The 18,629-nt window shown below is 65.4% G+C and carries 16 protein-coding genes; 6 read left to right on the plus strand and 10 right to left on the minus strand.

The genetic code is table 11. From position 1 onward, the window contains the following. The first annotated feature begins 65 nt into the window (after positions 1–65). Entirely contained in the window at positions 66–1,355 is a 1,290-nt protein-coding gene (locus RCO24_RS16625) for a UDP-2,3-diacylglucosamine diphosphatase LpxI domain-containing protein (RefSeq protein WP_308963692.1), read from the plus strand. Beyond that, a complete protein-coding gene (lpxB, locus tag RCO24_RS16630; RefSeq protein WP_308963694.1) occupies positions 1,352–2,596 on the plus strand; it encodes a lipid-A-disaccharide synthase in 1,245 nt (414 codons plus the stop codon). Before RCO24_RS16625 ends, lpxB begins: the two co-directional genes overlap by 4 nt. Here the strand turns inward: lpxB and gltA are convergent. Then, positions 2,554–3,873 (minus strand): citrate synthase, encoded by a 1,320-nt coding sequence (gene gltA, locus RCO24_RS16635; RefSeq protein ID WP_308963696.1) that lies wholly within the window; start codon positions 3,871–3,873, stop codon positions 2,554–2,556. The two genes, lpxB and gltA, sit on opposite strands and share 43 nt — an antisense overlap. Positions 3,874–4,038: 165 nt before the next feature. Next, positions 4,039–5,580 (minus strand): glutamate--tRNA ligase, encoded by a 1,542-nt coding sequence (gene gltX / locus RCO24_RS16640; protein WP_308963698.1) that lies wholly within the window; start codon positions 5,578–5,580, stop codon positions 4,039–4,041. 139 nt (positions 5,581–5,719) lie between these two features. Between gltX and RCO24_RS16645 the strand changes: the two genes are divergently transcribed. Continuing rightward, the gene (locus tag RCO24_RS16645; protein WP_308963700.1) at positions 5,720–8,086 is read left to right on the plus strand and encodes a ComEC/Rec2 family competence protein; all 2,367 of its coding nucleotides are present in this window, start codon (positions 5,720–5,722) and stop codon (positions 8,084–8,086) included. Here RCO24_RS16645 and lexA read toward each other — a convergent pair. Next, a complete protein-coding gene (gene lexA, locus RCO24_RS16650) occupies positions 8,080–8,802 on the minus strand; it encodes a transcriptional repressor LexA (protein ID WP_308963701.1) in 723 nt (240 codons plus the stop codon). The genes RCO24_RS16645 and lexA overlap by 7 nt on opposite strands. Positions 8,803–9,264: 462 nt before the next feature. Between lexA and RCO24_RS16655 the strand changes: the two genes are divergently transcribed. After that, a complete protein-coding gene (locus RCO24_RS16655; RefSeq protein ID WP_308963703.1) occupies positions 9,265–9,483 on the plus strand; it encodes a hypothetical protein in 219 nt (72 codons plus the stop codon). Between the two features lie 30 nt (positions 9,484–9,513). Here RCO24_RS16655 and glp read toward each other — a convergent pair whose 3' ends face one another. The 5 genes from glp to RCO24_RS16680 form a co-directional block, all read right to left on the minus strand. Further along, a complete protein-coding gene (gene glp / locus RCO24_RS16660) occupies positions 9,514–10,722 on the minus strand; it encodes a gephyrin-like molybdotransferase Glp (RefSeq protein ID WP_308963704.1) in 1,209 nt (402 codons plus the stop codon). Positions 10,723–10,726: 4 nt separating this feature from the next. Continuing rightward, positions 10,727–11,224 carry a cyclic pyranopterin monophosphate synthase MoaC gene (gene moaC / locus RCO24_RS16665; RefSeq protein WP_308963705.1) on the minus strand — a complete coding sequence of 166 codons (498 nt, stop codon included), beginning with the start codon at positions 11,222–11,224 and terminating at the stop codon, positions 10,727–10,729. Continuing rightward, positions 11,224–12,024, minus strand: coding sequence for an indole-3-glycerol phosphate synthase TrpC (gene trpC / locus RCO24_RS16670; RefSeq protein WP_308963707.1), 801 nt, complete (start codon positions 12,022–12,024; stop codon positions 11,224–11,226). The genes moaC and trpC overlap by 1 nt, the downstream gene beginning before the upstream one ends. Before the next feature lie 162 nt (positions 12,025–12,186). Next, entirely contained in the window at positions 12,187–13,209 is a 1,023-nt protein-coding gene (trpD, locus tag RCO24_RS16675) for an anthranilate phosphoribosyltransferase (RefSeq protein WP_308963708.1), read from the minus strand. Between the two features lie 5 nt (positions 13,210–13,214). Then, a complete protein-coding gene (locus RCO24_RS16680) occupies positions 13,215–13,829 on the minus strand; it encodes an aminodeoxychorismate/anthranilate synthase component II (protein ID WP_308963709.1) in 615 nt (204 codons plus the stop codon). Positions 13,830–14,235: 406 nt separating this feature from the next. Between RCO24_RS16680 and kdsA the strand changes: the two genes are divergently transcribed. Beyond that, positions 14,236–15,093: a 3-deoxy-8-phosphooctulonate synthase gene (kdsA, locus tag RCO24_RS16685; protein WP_308963710.1), complete on the plus strand. Its 858-nt coding sequence runs from the start codon at positions 14,236–14,238 to the stop codon at positions 15,091–15,093. A gap of 3 nt (positions 15,094–15,096) precedes the next feature. Here the strand turns inward: kdsA and RCO24_RS16690 are convergent, their stop codons facing one another. After that, entirely contained in the window at positions 15,097–15,771 is a 675-nt protein-coding gene (locus RCO24_RS16690; RefSeq protein WP_308963712.1) for a ChrR family anti-sigma-E factor, read from the minus strand. Continuing rightward, positions 15,772–16,305 carry a sigma-70 family RNA polymerase sigma factor gene (locus RCO24_RS16695; protein ID WP_308963714.1) on the minus strand — a complete coding sequence of 178 codons (534 nt, stop codon included), beginning with the start codon at positions 16,303–16,305 and terminating at the stop codon, positions 15,772–15,774. It abuts the gene before it with no gap. A gap of 241 nt (positions 16,306–16,546) precedes the next feature. Between RCO24_RS16695 and RCO24_RS16700 the strand changes: the two genes are divergently transcribed. Next, positions 16,547–18,433 carry a monovalent cation:proton antiporter-2 (CPA2) family protein gene (locus RCO24_RS16700; protein ID WP_308963715.1) on the plus strand — a complete coding sequence of 629 codons (1,887 nt, stop codon included), beginning with the start codon at positions 16,547–16,549 and terminating at the stop codon, positions 18,431–18,433. Positions 18,434–18,629 lie beyond the last annotated feature (196 nt).

Consider the following 18,629-nt stretch of genomic DNA (forward strand, 5'->3'; position numbering starts at 1 on the left):
CGGTTGCCTGCTGCCTGCTGCCCGTCCTATAGCCTTCCGGGGATCAGCGGCAGGCGCGGGCACAAATGAACGGCACACGGCGGGTCGGAATATTGGCCGGAGGCGGCGAGTTGCCCCGCGAGATCGCGGATGAGCTCGCGCGCGAGGGGCGCCTTGTGGCCGTCGTCGCGATCGAGGGTGAGGCCGATGCCGACTTCGGCACCCACCCCGTAACCCGGGTCAACTGGGGCCAGATCGGCGCCATGATCCGCACGCTCAAACAAGCGCGCGCGACTGAGCTGGTCATCGTCGGCCGTGTCCATCGCCCCGAGATCGGCATTCTGAAACCCGACCTCGGCTTTTTCCGCTACCTTCCGCAGATCGTGAAGATCGTCGCATCCGGCGGCGACGACAGCGTGCTCCGCCGCGTCGTGCGGTTCTTCGAGCAGCACGGGATCACCATCATCGGTCCGGGCGATGCCGCACCAAATCTCGTCATCGCCGCCGGCCCCATCGGCAAGACCGCATCGTCTGCTCGCGATCAGGCCGACATCCGCAAAGGGTTCGAGCTCGTGCGTGCGCTCGGCGCCTATGACATCGGCCAGAGCGTGATCGTGTCCGAAGACGAAATCGAAGCCATCGAAGGCGCCGAGGGGACCGACCGCATGATCGCCCGCAGGGCGGCCAAGCGTACAGCCGGGGTGGGTCGCGCCGGTGTGCTGGTCAAGCGTTCGAAGCCCGGTCAGGATCTGCGCGTCGACATGCCCGCCATCGGCCCCGCGACGGTCAAGGGAGCCCTCGAGGCGGGGCTCGACGGCATCGCCGTGGAAGCCGGCAAGGTAGTCGTTGCCGAACGCGCGCTGACGCTCGAGCGGGCCGATGCCGCGGGCGTCTTCGTCGAGGGTGTGGAGGATCGCCAGGAAGAAGCACCGCCGCGCCGTTTCAACCCGCGCAATGTCGTCGTGAAGTTCCGCTGCTTGGGCCGTATCGCGCCCGAGAAGCACGCGACCCACGATGCCGTAAAAGGCCTCGCGGTGCTCGATGCGCTGACCCCCTTTAACGTGGGACGCGCCGCCGTCGTCGTGCGCAATCACGTGCTGGCGGTTGAAGTCGACGAAGGTCCGGAGGCCACGATCGCACGCGCAGCCGGACTGCGTCAGTGGGCGAGCATCACGCGCAGGCGGCGTGGCGTGGCCGCTTTGCGGGAGACGTCGGATCTGACCCGCCCGGTTATGGAAGCGGTTGCGAAATCCGGCTATGCCGGACTTGCGATCGCACGAGAGGCGGCCGCGGTGCCGGCCGCAATCGTCGCCGAGGCAGAAGCAAGCGGCCTTTTCATCGTCATCCGCGATCATCAGAACGGAGCCGCATCATGAGCGACGCCGCAAGCCGCGCACAGCCGAACGCATCCGGCGCCAGCAACGAGAAGCTGCGCATTTTTCTCATCGCGGGCGAGCACTCCGGAGATGCGCTCGGCGCCAAGCTGATCGCCGCCCTGCGCCAGCGTGTCGGCGACCGCCTGACGCTTGCGGGTGTGGGCGGCGACGAGATGGAAGCGGAAGGCTTCGTCTCAGATTTCCCGATGTCGGATGTCGCGGTCATGGGGCCGCTGTCGATCCTGAGGCATTTGCCGCGCATCCTGAAGAGCGTCTACGGTACGGTCGATCGTGCAATTCGCTTCGAGCCCGACGCTGTCGTCATCATCGACAGCCCCGAATTCACCCATCCGATCGCCAAGCGTATCCGCAAGCGCCGGCCCGACATCCCGATCGTCGATTACGTGAGCCCGAGCGTCTGGGCCTGGCGGCCGGGGCGCGCCCGCAAGATGCGCCACTATGTGGATCATGTCCTGGGCCTGCTGCCGTTCGAGCCTGCTGCCCACGAACGTCTCGGCGGCCCGCCGTGCACCTACGTCGGCCACGCGCTGATCGAACGCCTCGATTGGTTGAGCAATCTCGATACCGAGCCGTTACGGGCACGCTTGGGGCTCGACCCCGCCCGCCCGATTATCGTGGCACTTCCTGGCAGTCGCTCCTCGGAGGTTGGACGCCTGATGGAGCCGTTTGGCGATACGCTGCGGCTGCTGTGTGAGCGAGGTCCCGCGCCCCAGGTGCTCCTGCCGTGCGTGCCGCATGTGCGCGCGCTGATCGAGCAGAAGCGCAAGGGCTGGCCCGTGACCGCGCATCTCCTGGAAGACCCGGACGACAAGTTCCGCGCGTTCAAGCTGGCCCATGCCGCCTTGGCCGCTTCCGGCACCGTCACCCTCGAACTCGCGCTCGCCGGCACACCGATGGTCGTCGCCTATCGCGTCGATCCGGTTGCCGCGCCATTCCTGCGCCGCATGATCAAAGCCCCGACCACCGTGCTCGCGAACCTCGTGCTCGGCGAGAACGTGTTCCCCGAGTTTCATCAGGAAAAAAGCTCGCCCGAAAATCTCGCAGCCGCACTGATGCCGCTCCTGAGCGACACCCCGGAAAGACGCGCGCAGCTTGCGGGCCTTGCGCGTATTCCGGGTCTGATCAGGATCGAAGGCGGCAAGGAGCCGAGTGGGATCGCCGCCGAGATCGTGCTGAGTTACGCGCGTGCCGGGAAGGAGCGGCGCGCCGGGCCGATGTAGAGCTGACGCGGGCGGCCGATACGCTGCTCCGGATCCTCGATCATCTCCTTCCACTGCGCGATCCAGCCGACGGTGCGCGCAACCGCGAACAGCACCGTGAACATGTCGACGGGGAAGCCCATCGCACGCAGCGTGATGCCCGAATAGAAGTCGATGTTCGGATAGAGCTTCTTCGAAACGAAGTACTCGTCCTGCAGCGCGATCCGCTCGAGCTCCATCGCAACCTTCAACAGCGGGTCGTTGCGCTTGTCGAGCTCGTCGAGCACCTGATGGCAGGTCTTCTGCATCACCTTGGCGCGTGGATCGTAGTTCTTGTAGACGCGATGCCCGAAGCCCATCAGACGGAAGCCCGACGACTTGTCCTTAGCCTTGGCGATGAACTCGGGGATGCGTTCGACGGAGCCGATCTCCTGCAGCATGTTGAGCGCGGCTTCGTTGGCGCCGCCATGGGCAGGCCCCCAGAGACAGGCGATCCCGGCCGCGATGCACGCGAACGGATTAGCGCCCGACGATCCGGCGAGACGCACCGTAGAGGTCGAGGCGTTCTGCTCGTGATCGGCATGCAGGATGAAGATGCGGTCGAGCGCGCGCGCGACGACCGGATTGACGATGTACGGCTCGCACGGAACCGAGAAACACATCTGCAGAAAGTTCGACGTGTAATCGAGATCGTTGCGCGGATAGATGAACGGCTGGCCGATCGAATACTTGTAGGCCATGGCTGCGATCGTCGGCATCTTCGCGATCATGCGATGGCTCGCCGTTTCGCGCTGCCTCGGATCGTTGATGTCGGTTGAGTCGTGATAAAACGCGGAAAGCGCGCCGACCACCGCAACCATGATCGACATCGGATGCGCGTCACGCCGGAACCCGGTGAAGAACCGCGTCATCTGCTCGTGCACCATCGTGTGGCGCGTGATCGTGTGGCGGAACGCCTTGAATTCGTCGTTGGTCGGCAGCTCGCCGTGCAGCAGCAGGTAGCAGGTCGCGAGGAAGTTCGAGTTCTCGGCCAGTTCGTCGATCGAATAGCCGCGATAGAGCAGCTCGCCCTTGTCGCCGTCGATGTAGGTGATCTGCGACGAACAGTTCGCGGTCGACGTGAACCCCGGATCGTAGGTGAAGCACCCGGTTTCCCGGTAGACCTTCGCGATATCGATCACGTCTGGGCCGATCGTCCCGCTCCGGATATCGAGCGAAACCGGCTTGCCGTTGAGCGAGAGCTCGGCCTGGCGGGTCGCGTCCTCCGCTTTGGGGGTTGAGCTTTCCTGGATGCCCATTCCGCTTCTCCTTGGATCAAGGACCGTAGTTGGTTTCGGATCAGTCGAGCCCGACGGGCTGGACGCGCGTTGAGTCCTGATGCTGCACTGCAGTATAGTCACTTCGGAAGCAAGCCGGAAAGCCGATTTGCAGGACGTTCGATTGGGCAAACGCCCGAAAACCGGTCAGCTTGATTGGTCGGCGATGCGTGCGAGCGATTCCTCTTTGCCGAGCACACTCATCACATCGAAAACGGGCGGAGAGACCGTGCGCCCCGTCAACGCGGAGCGAAGTGGTTGCGCAACCTTACCGAGTTTGGCTCCCGTCTCTTCGGCATAGGTGCGGACGAGCGCTTCGAGCGCAGGAGCGGTCCATTCTGCCGATGCTTCGAGACGCGGCGCAAGTGCGGAAAGAACCGACTTGGCATCGGCGTCGATCAGCTTCTGCGCTTTGTCGTCGAGCGACAAGGGGCGGGTCGCAACAATGAACAGCGCTTGTCCGATCAGCTCAGTGAGGGTCTTGGCGCGCTCCCGAAGAGAGGGAAGCGCGGCCGCGAGCTTGTCCCAGCCCTTGGCTTCGAACAGGCGCGCGAGGTCGGCGCCGCTTGCAACGCCCGGCACCTGCGCCTCGACCTCACGGGCGAGCGCGATGTCTGAGCGAGCCGGAGCCTTCGGATCGACCGGAATGGCCCGGAGCGACGCAAAATCCAGATGCGGCAGCACACTCTGGATGCCGGCGAGAAGCTCGGCGTCGGGTGCATTGCGCAGATAGTGGCCGTTGAGATCGTCGAGCTTCTTGAAGTCGAAGCGCGCCGCGCTCTTGTTGATGCCGTCGATGTCGAACCAGCGGATCAGATCCTCGGTCGAGATGATCTCGTCGTCGCCGTGGCTCCAGCCGAGCCGCACGAGGTAGTTTCGGAGCGCCGCAGGCAGATAGCCCATGGCGCGATACTCCTCGACGCCCTGCGCGCCGTGTCGCTTCGACAACTTGGCCCCGTCCGCACCGTGGATCAGCGGAACGTGCGCCCATTCGGGGATGTCCCACCCCATGCCAAGATAGATCTGCGATTGACGGGCAGCGTTGGTGAGGTGGTCGACGCCGCGAACGACGTGCGTCACGCCCATGTCATGGTCGTCGAGGACCACCGCAAGATTGTAGGTCGGGTTGCCGTCGCTGCGCAGGATGATGAGATCGTCGAGCTCTTTGTTCTGGAACACGACGCGGCCCTGCACATGATCGTCGACCACCGTCTCGCCTTCGCGTGGGGCTTTGAGACGGATGGTGTACGTCGCGCCGGCGGGGGCTTCGCTCGGGTCGCGATCGCGCCACGGCGAACGGATCGTCAGCGGGCGCTTCTCGGCCTCGGCGTCCTTGCGCATCTGGTCGATCTCGGCCGCCGTCAGGTAGCAGCGGTAGGCGCCACCTCGTTCCAGAAGGGCCTGAGCCACCTCCCGGTGGCGATCGGCGCGCGAAAACTGCGACACCGGCTCGCCATCCCAGTCGAGGCCGAGCCAGGTCAGCCCGTCGAGAATTGCCGCAACAGCTTCGGGATTGTTCCGCTCGCGGTCGGTATCCTCGATGCGCAGCAGGTACTTGCCGCCACGCCCGCGAGCGTAGAGCCAATTGAACAGCGCCGTCCTGGCGCCACCGATATGCAGATAGCCGGTGGGCGAAGGGGCAAAGCGCACGACGGGAACGCCGTTTGGCGTTCGTTTGGTCTCGGTCATCAGGGATCGGCTCGGGTTTCGGAGGTTTGGCCCGCCATGTAGCATGGCGCGAGGAGGGGAGACTAGGGTTCGAAAGTCGATCATTCGACAAGCCGAGCCCTGGAAGCCCTTCCGGCCGGCACGGCGGCAAGGGGGCTCAGTGGACGCAACGCCCGGAAACGAACGGCGCACGGGTTCGGTTCCGGCCCTCTGGCGGCTTGCGGGCCGCCTCTCGATAGGGCGCGCGCTGAGGGAAAATCTGGAACGCGAGCGGGCCCGCTGGTTCGCGTGGTTGCCTGTTGCCCTCGGCATCGGCATCGCGGTCTACTTCTCGTGCACCGCCGAGCCGACGCTCTGGGTGGCCCTGGCTTTGCCTGTCATGGCAATCGGTCTCGCCGCCGCCAGCCGCAAGGGTGGGCTGCTTTATGGGGCGGCGCTCGCCCTGCTCGCCGGCACGATAGGGTTCTCGGTCGCCAAGCTCCGAACCGAATGGACGCGCGCGCCCGTTCTGCCATTCGAAATGCATCGCGCGAGCGTCGAAGGCATCGTCGAGCTGATCGAACCCCGCCCAGGACGCGGCGAACGCATCACGCTGCGGGTGACCGAGTTCAAGGGGCTCGCGCCCGAGCAGCGTCCGGAACGAATCCGCGTGCGCGTGATGATCAAGCGGGAGGGGCTGAAGCCGGGCGACACCGTTCGACTGCGCGCTTCGTTACGTCCCCCGTCGATCCCGACGCTCCCCGGCGACTACGATTTCGCGCGCACCGCCTGGTTCCAGAAGCTCGGCGCAACCGGCTACTCGATCGCCCCGGTCGAGATCGTCGAGACTGCCGCCGCGCGGGAGCAGAGCGTCGTGCCGAAGGCGCGCGAACACTTACTGCCGAAGGCGCGCGAACAAGTGCTGCAGCAGGCTCGCGATGGGCTCGAACGACTGCGGCAATGGATCGGAGAGCGCATTCGCGCCGCCGTTCCAGGGGAAGCCGGCGCCATCGCCGTTTCGCTGATCACCGGTGAGCGCGGCGGCATCACGGAAGAAACCAACGAGGCCTACCGCGACTCCGGCCTCGTCCACATCCTCTCGATTTCGGGCCTGCACATGGTGATCATGGCGGGCGCGGTGTTCGCGTCGATCCGCCTTCTGCTGGCGGCTTTCCCCGGCATTGCCTTGCGCTTCGCGACCAAGAAATGGGCCGCTTTTGGAGCTTTGATCGCGGCCGGCGCGTACCTCTTGATCTCGAGCCCCTCGACGGCGACTCTACGCGCGTTCCTGATGACCGCGATCATGTTCGTCGCCGTCATGGCCGACCGCCAGGCGCTGGCCATGCGCAACGTCGCCATCGCCGCGCTGTTCATCCTGCTGCTGATGCCGGAAAGCCTGCTCGATGCCGGGTTTCAAATGTCGTTTGCGGCCGTCGTTTCGTTGATTGCGGCCTATGAAGCCGCGCGCGCCCGCACCGAGCAACAGGGCCGGGAAGGCTGGCTGCGTCCCATCGCGTTCTTCTTCGGCGGAATTCTGCTGTCGACGGTGATCGCGAGCCTCGCCGTCGCGCCGTTCGGCGCTTATCACTTTCACCGCAGCCAGCAATACGCGCTGCTCGCGAACCTGATCGCGGTTCCGATCTGCAACCTCATCGTGATGCCTGCTGCGCTGCTGACGCTCGTCATGCTGCCATTCGGCCTAGAAGCCATTCCGCTCGGCCTGATGGCCAAAGGTATCGAGATGATGTCGGCGACCGCCTATTGGGTCGCGAGCCTGCCAGGCGCCGTGGCGCACATCCCGAAGATTTCCGAGGCGAGTTTTGCACTGATGATCGCGGGCGGACTGTGGCTGACGTTGTGGCAGACCCGCTGGCGTGCGCTGGGCCTGATCGCCATCGGCGGCGGCGTACTGATTGCGGGAGGCGGAGCAAAGCCGGACATCCTGGTCGGCCGCGGTGGCGATCTCGTCGCGGTACGTGGCAGCAACGGCAGCCTCGCGGCGAACGGCCCACGCGCCGGATCCTTCGAGCTGCAGCGCTGGCTCGACAGCGACGGCGACGCCCGCCGCCCGGCCGACGTGCTGCGCGCGCCGGGCTTCGACTGCGATGGCGCAGGCTGCACCGCAACGACGCGAGATCTGCGTGTTGCAGTATCTCGTCATCCGTCGGCCCTGATCGAAGACTGCGTGAAGGCGGACATCGTGATCTCCGGTCCACCTCGACCGGCGGGCTGCACGCGGCCATTGCTGGTTCTCGACCGCGCGGCCCTCAAGCGTGACGGCACCCACGCGATCTATCTGGAGGAACCGACGAAAGGCGCGGCCGCGCGCATCGCGAAGGTGGAAACCGTCGCAAACCTGCGCGGAGAGCGGCCCTGGACAGCCCACAGCGAGCGTGCGCGCGCCAAGCGCGTTCGCACACACCCTCCACCGACATCCAAGAGCAACGGCGCTAACCCACGCGAAGACGCACAACCCGCCACCGAGCCTTCAGGCTCGGTGCTTCCTCAAGCGGGCAACAACCCCTTGCCGGACGACGACGATCAATAGCGCCGGATCAGCCCGACCAGCCGGCCCTGGATGTCCACCTGATCCGGTCCGAAAATGCGCGTCTTGAATTCGGGGTTGGCCGCTTCGAGCGCGATCGTCGAGCCCTTCTTGCGAAGGCGCTTCAAGGTCGCCTCTTCCTGCTCGACGAGGGCTACGACGATATCGCCGTTCTCGGCCGTGTCGCAGCGGCGGATGATGACCGTATCGCCGTCGTGAATGCCGGCCTCGATCATCGAATCTCCCTTCACTTCCAGCGCAAAGTGTTCGCCGTTGGTCAGAAGATCGGGCGGGCAGGCAATGTCGTGGCTGTGGTTCTGGATCGCCGAGATCGGCACGCCGGCCGCAATCCGGCCCATGACCGGCACCGACACGGTACGGCTGTCGAGCATGTGGGACGGCGGCGCGGTGATGTTGCGGGCCTTGTTGCCTTCGATGACGCTTGGCTGGAAGCCGATGCGCCGCTGCGGCTCCTGGGTCGTTGCGACCGCCGCGACCGTCGAGCTTTCCGGCAGCTTGAGCACCTCGATGGCGCGTGCCCGGTGCGGAAGGCGGCGGATGAAGCCGCGTTCTACGAGCGCTGTGATCAGCCGATGGATGCCCGACTTCGACTTGAGATCGAGCGCGTCCTTCATCTCGTCGAACGAAGGCGGCACACCGTCGGCCTGCATGCGGTCATGGATGAAGAGCAGAAGCTCTTTTTGTTTCGACGTCAGCATTATGCCTCCCCGTGCCTGGCCGCGCGTTCCTGATGGAAGCGAGGACCGAGAGCTCCGTTGCTGTTCACGACGACGTTCCGCGCGAACGCCTCTTACGCGACTGTCGAACGCGTGGCACACACGCGCCGGCCGATCTATCGTCGGCATTGCTTCGGAGTCAGAGAGCAAAAGCCCTCCAGCTCCGTGCCAGGAACCCGATCATCGAGATCCTGAGCTGACCTAACGGATACATCGCGAGACTCACATAAACAAATCGTGAATGTACGCTAATCGTTCTCTCCACGTTCCGCAAGCCCCACTTGAGCGCCGGTTAACATCCGTTCTCTGAAGGCTGTCTTGGCCCGGAAAACGGAAGCCCGGCTGGTTCCTGACGGCCGTTATTTACGGTAGCGAGCGAATGCCATGGTGCACCGCGCAATCCTATGCGCAAATACTCCGCAGACTGCAGGACCGAGGGCGCAGATGAAGAATTCGATTGCGGGTTGGCGGATCCAGGTAACGCCTCAGTATGCCTACTCCGATCTCACGGCGTCGATTTTCATGAACGTCGAGATCGCGGATGAAGCACGCGCCGTCGCGTTCGTGCGCAATCGCACGGAAGCCGTGGCGGGCGAGCGCGTCTATGCCGTGCGCCCGCTCAGCGCCGAAGACCTCCGCAAGCCCGTCGCAACCGGCCTGTAAACACCGCCTGCGACGTCGGCTGTCAAAACTTCAACGAAAAGCCAGCCGCTCGATCTCGACCGAAGCACCTGGCGCAAGCGCATCTGCGTCCGGTCCCCGCCAGATCAGGCAATCGGCTTCGCTGAGCGCGCTGAGCAGCGAGCTGTCCTGCGACGGCATCGGCGAAACCGAGAGCGTGCCGTCCGCCCCCCGGCCGAGCTTGGCGCGCATCAAATGCAGACGCGGCCCGTTGGCATCGAGCGGCGCGGTGAGGGTCGCGACCTCGCGCGTTTGTGTTGCGCGCGGCGCCCCGAGCAACGCACCGATCAGCGGCAGCAGGAACACCCGCGCCGTGATCAGCGCCGAAACCGGATTTCCCGGGAGCCCGAGCACGCGCTGCTGGCCGAGCTTGCCGAACATCAACGGCTTGCCAGGGCGGATCGCGACTTTCCAGAAATCGAGCGCGATGCCTTCCCGTTCGAGCGCAGGCCCCACGAGATCGAGATCGCCGACGGACGCTCCGCCGATGGTGATCAGCACGTCCGCGTCGCGCGCGTCGCGAATGCGCGCGGTGATCGCGTCGATCTTGTCGGGTGCGATGCCGAGCAGGCGCGCCGTGCCGCCCGCGCGTGTGACGAGCGCGGCGAGGCCGATCGGGTTCGATGAGATGATTTGATCCGGCCCAGGCGGCGTTCCTGGTGGCACCAATTCGTCGCCTGTTGCCAGGATCGCAACTACCGGCCGCCGTATCACCGGCAGCGACGCCTGCCCCATGGCAGCGGCGAGGGTCAACGCGTGCGGATCGAGACGGCGCCCGCGCCGAAGCGCGATTTCGCCGGCCCGGAAATCGACACCCGCAACCCGGATGTTGGCCCCGGCCGTAGTGGCGTCGGTCGCGACGATGACATCGCCCTCGCGCGTGACGTTCTCCTGGATCACCACCGTGCCGCAGCCATCGGGGACCGGCGCGCCGGTGAAGATGCGTACCGCTTGACCTTGGGAAACCGCGCCGGAGAACCCGCGCCCCGCAGCCGATTGGCCGACCACCTCCCAGCGATCACCGGGCGACGCGGCGGCCGATCCGAACACCGCGTAGCCGTCCATCGCGGAGGAGTTGAAGGGAGGCTGCGTCAGCGCCGCCGCGAGGTCACGTGCGAGAACGCGGCCGTCGGCTTCGCCAACGGCAACCGTCTCCTCGCCGAGGGGCGAGACGCCATCGAGAATGCGGGCAAGTGCCGCGTCGGCCGAAAGCAGTGACATCGGATCAGCCCGCCTGCGCGGGTTGCGCGGGAGCGGTATACGTCCCCGAGCGCCCGCCGGTCTTGGAGGCCAAGTGAATGCTGCCGATCTCCATCTCGCGGTCTGCCGCCTTCAGCATGTCGTAGATGGTGAGCGCTGCGACCGATACGGCCGTCAACGCTTCCATCTCGACACCCGTCTGCCCGGTGACGCTGACGGTCGCGCGGATGAAAAGTCCGTGCGGCTTGTCGGACGGCGAGAACTCGATCGAGGCCTTGCTGAGCTGAAGCGGGTGGCAAAGCGGGATCAACTCGCTGGTTTTCTTTGCGGCCATGATGCCGGCAACGCGCGCAACCGCGATCACGTCGCCTTTGGGGGCCGCCTCGGCAACGATGAGCGCGAGCGTTTCCGCCTTCATCCTGATGAAGCCTTCGGCAACGGCAGTGCGCTGCGTCACCTCCTTGGTGCCGACATCCACCATATGCGCGCGGCCCTTGTCGTCGACGTGGGTAAGCTTGCTCATCACGCGGCCTCCGGGGTGAGCAGCGTACGCGTCGCGGCGGTCACATCTGCTTGACGCATCAGGCTTTCTCCGACCAGGAACGTTTCGACGCCGACGCGTTTCAGCCGCGAGATATCCGCCGGCGTGAAGATGCCGCTCTCGCCGATCACGATGCGATCCTTCGGCACGCGCGGCGCAAGTGTTTCCGTCGTCGAGAGCGTAGTTTCGAAGGTTTTCAGGTTGCGATTGTTGATGCCGATCAAGCGGCAATCGAGCTTCAGCGCACGATCGAGTTCGGCGGCGTCGTGCACTTCCACGATCGAGTCCATCCCCCAATCCTTGGCCGCCGCGGCGAGGTCGGCCGCCAGCGCGTCGTCCACCTCCGCCATGATGATCAGGATGCAGTCAGCGCCCCACGCGCGCGCCTCGACCACCTGGTAGGTGTCGATCATGAAGTCCTTGCGCAGCACCGGTAGTGAGACCGTCTCGCGGGCTTTCGTCAGGAACTCCGGCGCGCCCTGGAACGAGGGACCGTCTGTGAGGATCGAGAGGCAGGCTGCGCCGCCGTCCTCATAGGCGCGGGCGAGGAGAGGCGGGTCGAAATCGGCGCGGATCAACCCCTTGGAGGGCGACGCCTTCTTGATCTCGGCGATGAGCGCCGGCTTGCCGGCCTTATGCTTGGCTTCAAGGGCGCCCACGAACGAGCGGACACGCGGCGCGCTGCGGGCGTATTCGGCAACCACCTGAAGCGGCAGTGCGGCCTGCGCGGCAGCAACCTCTTCACGCTTGTAGCGGGTAATCTTTTCGAGAATATCGGCCATGACCCAGAGCTTACGACAGGTGAGAGGGAAGGGCTATCGGCGCGTCCGCGCCATCGGTTTCGGGCAGGCAGGCGGATCTGCGCCCGCCCCGCAATTTGGCGATTTCCTTTTCCAGGATTGTCCGGCCCGAGTCGAGGCATTCGGCCGGATTGGTTAGCGGTATCATGCCGCCTGGCTGATAGAGACGAGCTTGTCGAGCGCGGCAGCAGCCCGGCCGGACTGAATTGCGTCGGCGGCGAGGGCCACGCCCTCCTTGAGCGACCCGGCGCGCCCCGCCACGATCAGCGCGGCCGCCGTGTTGAGCAGCACGATATCGCGATAAGGCCCCTGTGCGCCTGCGAGCAGCGCGCGCAAAGCTGCAGCGTTGTGCGCGCCATCGCCGCCCTTGAGGTCGGCGAGTGAAACCCGCGGCAACCCGGCCTCCTCCGGCGTCACCTCGAAGGTGGTGATCTTTCCGTCCGCGAGAGAAGCGACCATCGATGATCCGGTCGTCGACAGCTCGTCGAGGCCGTCGTGGCCGTGCACCACCCAGGCCCGTTCGGATCCGAGCGAACGCAGCGCTTCCGCGATCGGTAGCACCCACTCCGGTGCGAAGACGCCGAGCACGTGATGGCGGACGCGCGCGGGATTGCAGATCGGCCCGAGCAGGTTGAACAGCGTGCGAACGCCAAGTTCGGCCCGTGCTCCAGCCCAGGCTTTCATCGCCGGATGATGCATCGGCGCCCACAGGAAGCCGACACCGGCTTCATCAACGGCACGCGCACTCGCCTCCGGCCCGCCGTCGAGCTTCACGCCCAGCGCTTGCAGCACGTCGGAGGCGCCCGAAAGCGAAGAAACCGAGCGGTTGCCGTGTTTCGCAACCTTGAGCCCCGCGCCGGCCGCGACGATCGCGGCCCCGGTCGAGACGTTGAAGGTGCCATGTCCGTCGCCGCCTGTGCCGACGATATCGATCGCGCCGGGTGCCACCGAAACGGCCGTCATCCTCTCACGCAGCGCCCGCGCCGCGCCGGTGATCTCGTCGACGGTTTCGCCGCGAACGCGGAGCCCCATCAGGAAGGCGGCCATCTGTGCCGGCGTCGCGTCCGCCGTCAGTGTTTCGACGGCAACCGCCATTGCGTCCGGCGAGAATCTCTCTCCGCCGGCGACCGCCTGCAAAATCGCTTTGACCCCCGTCGCACCGCTCATGAGCGTCAGGCCGCGTCGCGCGGGCGCGTCGCGTTGCGGCGGCGCGGATTGAGACCTGCGATGTCGAGGAAATTCGCGAGCAGCGCATGACCCTGCTCGGAGGCGATGCTCTCGGGGTGGAACTGCACGCCGTGCACGGGGTGGGTCTTGTGCTGAAGCCCCATGATGATCCCGTCGTCGGTTTCTGCCGTCACCTCGAGGCAATCGGGCAGGCTCTTCCGCTCGACGATCAGCGAATGGTAGCGCGTGACCTCGATCTTGGGTGGCAGCCCCTTGAACAGGCCCTTGTCGGTGTGGGTGATGGTCGAGAGCTTGCCGTGCATCGGGGCCGGCGCGCGGATGACCTTGCCGCCGTAGGCCTGCCCGATCGACTGGTGGCCGAGGCAGACGCCGAGCAGGGGAATTTTCGAGCCCGCCTTGGCGATGAGATCGAGGCAGACGCCCGCTTCGTTCGGCGTGCAGGGTCCCGGCGACAGCACGATCGCCTTCGGCTTCATCTTGAGGACTTCCTCGGCCGTGACCTTGTCGTTGCGGATCACCTCGGACGTGGTGCCGAGCTCGCCCAGGAAATGCACGAGATTGTAGGTGAAGCTGTCGTAGTTATCGATCAGGACGAGCATGGGGCAGGGGCCTCGCAGCAGCCGGGCTTTTCGGTCAAGAAAATGACACGGTGTCATTCCGAATGACCTCATGTGGGTGTAGAAACCCACGGAGCAAGCGTCAAGCTTGCGACAAATCCAAAGAGTGCAAGCGTCAAGCACGCGCGAACTGTCATCCTCGGGCTTGTCCCGAGGAACCAGGCTTCAACTCGGATGCGACTGGGATTGAAGCGCTGCGAATCCACTCGGAAACATGGATTCTAGGCACAAGGCCTGGGATGACAGGACGATGAGCGCCCGGCATCCGGGGTCGCTCCACCCGGAATGACGGGTTTCGAGGCCAAACGCCGACCTATGGTCTCATAATCCGTGGACCCGCGCTGTCAGGCCGCTCGCCCCCGGCGCCCGAATTCACTATAACCGCGCCATGACCCAGATTGACCCTGTAAAACCGAACCCCGAGGTTGGCATCGGCGCGCTGGCCGTCTCGAACGCGTCGCCGATCGTCGTTTTTGCCGGCCCCTGCCAGATGGAAAGCCGTGCCCACGCCCTCGAAATGGCCGGCGCCCTCAAGGAAGCCGCCGGCCGCCTCGGTCTCGGCCTTATCTACAAGTCGTCGTTCGACAAGGCCAACCGCACGTCGCTCGGCGGCAAGCGCGGTATCGGCCTCGACGCCGCCATCGAGGTGTTCGCCGAGATCCGCGAGAAGCTGGGGCTGCCGGTCGTCACCGACATCCACGAGAAGGAGCAGTGCGCCATCGTGGCTCCGGTCGCGGACGTGCTGCAGATCCCGGCCTTTCTGTGCCGCCAGACCGACCTCCTGGTCGCCGCCGCCCAGACGGGGCGCGTCATCAAGGTGAAGAAGGGCCAGTTCCTCGCACCCTGGGACATGAAGAACGTGGTCGCGAAGATCGTCGGCTCCGGCAATCCCAACGTGCTCGTGACGGAGCGCGGCTCTTCGTTCGGCTACAACACGCTCGTCGTCGATATGCGTGCGCTACCGCAGATGGCGGAAACAGGCGCTCCGGTGATCTTCGACGCCACCCACGCCGTGCAGCAGCCGGGCGGCCTCGGCGGCAGCTCGGGCGGCGACCGCCGCTACGTGCCGGTTCTGGCGCGGGCCGCCGTCGCCGTTGGCGTTGCGGGCCTCTTCATCGAGACGCACGAGGCGCCGGATACCGCCCCGTCCGATGGGCCGAACATGCTGCCGCTCAAGGATTTCGAGCCGCTGATGCGCGAGCTGATGGCAATCGACGCGCTGGCCAAAGCGCGCCCGCAGAGCTGACTGCTATCTGTTGAGAAGCGGTTGAAGGATCCGGGCCAGCGTGCCGGTGAACTCGAGCTTGCCTTCGTTCGCCATCAGGCAGATGCAACCCATCTTCGAGCACGCGACCGGGCTGTGCACGGCCGCTTCGTCGAGATCCGCGACATCGCCCTGCCGGTAGGTGCCGAGCGCGTCGGTGTAGCTTCCGCGGAGGATCAAGGTCAGTTCCTGACCTTCGTGGGTGTGCTCGGGAATCTTCTTGCCGGGCGCAACTTTGATCAGTCGAAGCTCGCCGCAGCACCCCTTCGACAGTGGGACCGTATGCACCCAAACACCCGGCGCAAGCCAGTGCCAGTCGACAGTGTCGAGGCTTTCGCCGACCAGCGGCACCAGCGGGCCCGGTACGCCGCCTGCGGTCATGCCGCAGCACGGGTGATGGGCTGGAGTGGTCTCGTCCTTCTGGGGCGCGGTCTCGGCTTCACCGGCGCGCATCGCGACGACCGGCGCCGGCCCCGCCATCTTGGCAGGCTCGAGCTTGTCGAACAGGGCGACACCGATCTGCTGCATCCGGCGAACCTCGCAGCAGCAGCTCTTGCACAGCGACAGATGTGAGGCGATGACGGCCGCGAAGGCCTCCGGCTGGCTGCCCGCAGCACAGCACATCAGGTTCGCGATATCCGGGTGGTGCGTGATCGTCATCTATCTCAAATCCTCGAGCGCATCGCGAATCTTGTGGTAGGCGAGACGCATGCGCGACTTGACCGTGCCAAGTGGCAAGGAGAGCCGCGACGCGATCTCCGCGTGCGACAGTCCTTCTACATACGCGAGCGAAACGACTTCGGATTGGTCGGGTGGCAACTCGGCCAGTATTTTGCGGACGCGGTCACCGCGTTCCTTCTCGCTCATCACCTCGTCGGGGGCCGGATCGGGCGAGGGCTGCTCGTCGTTGTCCTCGGGCAGCGGCTGCCAAGCCACTTCCTTGCGAAGCCTGTCGATGCGCAGGTTGCGTGCGATCGTGAAGATCCACGTTGTCGCACTTCCCTTCTCGTCTGAGTAGAGCGCAGCCTTCCGCCACACGGTGAGCAAGGTTTCTTGCGCAAGCTCTTCCGCGGTGCGCGGATCCGCGCCCTGCCGCATCATGTAGGATTTGACGCGGGGCGCGTAGTCTTGAAAAAGCGCTCTGAAAGCCTCGACATCACCATTCGCGGCGACGCGTTGTAAGAGATCGGCCATAGTCCTCGTAGCGGTCACCGCGGGGCGCGCAAGGCGCGCGCCCTCCTCAATCGGGAAGCATAGCGGAACCGCGCCGTCCCGCCCAGGGCCCGTGCCCAACGCGCGGGCAATCTGCCCACGACAGCGCTGGGGTCGCGGCCGCAACGGGGGAGGGAATTGCACGCGAAACCGGGAGCTGACACTAGACGAAGAGCTTTCAACATAGTGAAATAAGTTTCACCGCATCAATTTTCGGGGACAGATGCCGCTCGTCACGCTGACTGAAATCGCCGTCCTGCTCGCCGCGATGACGATCGCCCCGGCGCTCGCACGCTGGCTCGGCATCGGCTCGGTACTCGGCTACCTGATCGCCGGCATCGCGCTCGGCCCCCACGGTTTTCGGCATGTGTTTTCGAGCAGCGATGCCCACGAAATCCTCGAGCTCTCCGAGTTCGGCATCGTCTTTCTGTTGTTCCTGATCGGTCTCGAGCTGAGGCCCCGCCGGCTCTGGTCCATGCGCTCGGCGATTTTCAAGCTCGGCGGCGCCCAGGTTGCGCTCACGGCGCTCGTCCTTGCCCTGTTCGCGATGTGGGTCGGCCAGGCATGGTCCGCGGCCGTGTTCATCGGTTTCGCGCTGGCATTGTCGTCGACGGCGTTTGCCCTCCAGGTGTTGGAAGAGCAGGGGGATTTGACGGCACGCCATGGGCGGCTCGCCTTCGCCGTGCTGCTGTTCCAGGATCTTGCGGCCATCCCGTTGATCGCGCTGGTTCCTCTGTTCGCCACCAAGGCGGTAGAGGTCGGCCACGCCATGGACCTCACGTCGGCGCTTCGCGGCCTTGGCACCATCGCCGCCATCGTGGTCGTCGGTTATTTCGGCCTGGACTCGTTCCTACGTCTGGTCGCTCGCACCAAGGTCAAGGAGGCGATGACCGCGGCCGCCCTGCTGACGGTCGTGGGCGTCGCGATTCTGATGCTGAAGGCGGGCCTGTCGCCCGCGCTGGGCGCCTTCATCGCCGGTGCGCTTCTCTCCGAGAGCGCCTATCGCCATCAGATCGAAGCCGACATCCAGCCCTTCCAGGGCATCCTGCTGGGATTGTTCTTCACCGCCGTCGGCATGTCGCTCAACGTCAATCTCGTGATTACCCAGCCCGTGACCGTGATCGGCCTTGCGATCGCGCTCGTCGCGGTCAAAACCGGCATTCTCTACACGCTCGGCCGCCTCGTCGGATTGGACAACGGGCCCGCGCGCCGGCTCGGATTGTCGCTGAGCCAGGGCGGCGAGTTCGGCTTTGTGCTGTTTTCGGCAGGGCTCGCGGCGGGTGTGCTGTCGCGCAGCATGAGCGATCTCCTGGTGGCGGTCGTCACCGTTTCGATGGCGGCGACGCCGTTGCTGCTCGTGCTGGATCGGCTGGGAAGCCGTATCCGCAAGCGCCCGGCGCCGGCCTATGACGACGACCTCCCGGCCAAGAACGAGCACGTCGTAATCGCAGGCTTCGGCCGCTTCGGGCAGATCGTCGCCCGCGTTTTGCGCGGCAAGAAGATCCCGTTCATCGCACTGGATATTTCCGCTGAGCAGGTGGACCTCGTGAAGAAGTTCGGCTCGCAGGCCTTCTTCGGGGACGCGAGCCGCGCCGAGATCCTGGAAGCGGCACAGGTCGAGAAGGCCCGCGCCTTCGTTCTGGCCATCGACGACGTGGAGGCCTCGTTGCGCACGGCGGCCCTGGTGCGCAACCGCTATCCGGATGTGCCGATCATCGCGCGCGCACGCAATCGCAATCACGCCCACCGCCTGCTCGATCTCGGCATCACCAGCATCCAGCGCGAGACGTTCCTGTCGGCGCTCGAAGCCACACGGCTCCTGTTGATCGACCTCGGCTACTCCGAGCGCGAGAGCGAGCGCATTACCCGCACCTTCCGCGCCCATGACGAACAGCGCCTGATCGAGGACTACGCTGATTACAGCAATATGGAGCAAATGCAGGCCAAGGCCCGCAGCGACGCCTCCGTCCTAGAGCGTTTATTTGCCGAGGACGCCGCTGCAAGTGCCAAGGACAGCAAGGATGCAAAGCCCGCCAAGGCGCTGAAACTGACCGCCGCCGAGAAGCCGGCAGCTCCGATACCGGACCCGATCCCAGAGCAAGCACCTTGAACTTAGGGCGTTTTCGCAGATGCGAACAGGTGGGGGCCCACGCAGATCCTCATCGGACTGTCGAATTTGCGAGACCGCCTCTCGGACGTTCGGCGCGGTAGACGGGGCGGCGTCACCCCGTTAAATGTGCCCGCATCACAAGACAGCAGCGGGATCGCAGGTCTAGCGGAACGATTGCGCTCCGGCGGGAAGGATT

The sequence above is a fragment of the Hyphomicrobium sp. LHD-15 genome (genome assembly GCF_031157355.1).
Classification (GTDB): Bacteria; Pseudomonadota; Alphaproteobacteria; order Rhizobiales; family Hyphomicrobiaceae; genus Hyphomicrobium_C.

Coding starts and splice junctions, on each gene's coding strand:
- RCO24_RS16625 (WP_308963692.1), top strand. CDS start 66: ATGAACGGCACACGGCGGGTCGGAATATTGGCCGGAGGCGGCGAGTTG.
- lpxB (WP_308963694.1), top strand. CDS start 1,352: ATGAGCGACGCCGCAAGCCGCGCACAGCCGAACGCATCCGGCGCCAGC.
- gltA (WP_308963696.1), bottom strand. CDS start 3,873: ATGGGCATCCAGGAAAGCTCAACCCCCAAAGCGGAGGACGCGACCCGC.
- gltX (WP_308963698.1), bottom strand. CDS start 5,580: ATGACCGAGACCAAACGAACGCCAAACGGCGTTCCCGTCGTGCGCTTT.
- lexA (WP_308963701.1), bottom strand. CDS start 8,802: ATGCTGACGTCGAAACAAAAAGAGCTTCTGCTCTTCATCCATGACCGC.
- RCO24_RS16655 (WP_308963703.1), top strand. CDS start 9,265: ATGAAGAATTCGATTGCGGGTTGGCGGATCCAGGTAACGCCTCAGTAT.
- glp (WP_308963704.1), bottom strand. CDS start 10,722: ATGTCACTGCTTTCGGCCGACGCGGCACTTGCCCGCATTCTCGATGGC.
- moaC (WP_308963705.1), bottom strand. CDS start 11,224: ATGAGCAAGCTTACCCACGTCGACGACAAGGGCCGCGCGCATATGGTG.
- trpC (WP_308963707.1), bottom strand. CDS start 12,024: ATGGCCGATATTCTCGAAAAGATTACCCGCTACAAGCGTGAAGAGGTT.
- trpD (WP_308963708.1), bottom strand. CDS start 13,209: ATGAGCGGTGCGACGGGGGTCAAAGCGATTTTGCAGGCGGTCGCCGGC.
- RCO24_RS16680 (WP_308963709.1), bottom strand. CDS start 13,829: ATGCTCGTCCTGATCGATAACTACGACAGCTTCACCTACAATCTCGTG.
- kdsA (WP_308963710.1), top strand. CDS start 14,236: ATGACCCAGATTGACCCTGTAAAACCGAACCCCGAGGTTGGCATCGGC.
- RCO24_RS16690 (WP_308963712.1), bottom strand. CDS start 15,771: ATGACGATCACGCACCACCCGGATATCGCGAACCTGATGTGCTGTGCT.
- RCO24_RS16695 (WP_308963714.1), bottom strand. CDS start 16,305: ATGGCCGATCTCTTACAACGCGTCGCCGCGAATGGTGATGTCGAGGCT.
- RCO24_RS16700 (WP_308963715.1), top strand. CDS start 16,547: ATGCCGCTCGTCACGCTGACTGAAATCGCCGTCCTGCTCGCCGCGATG.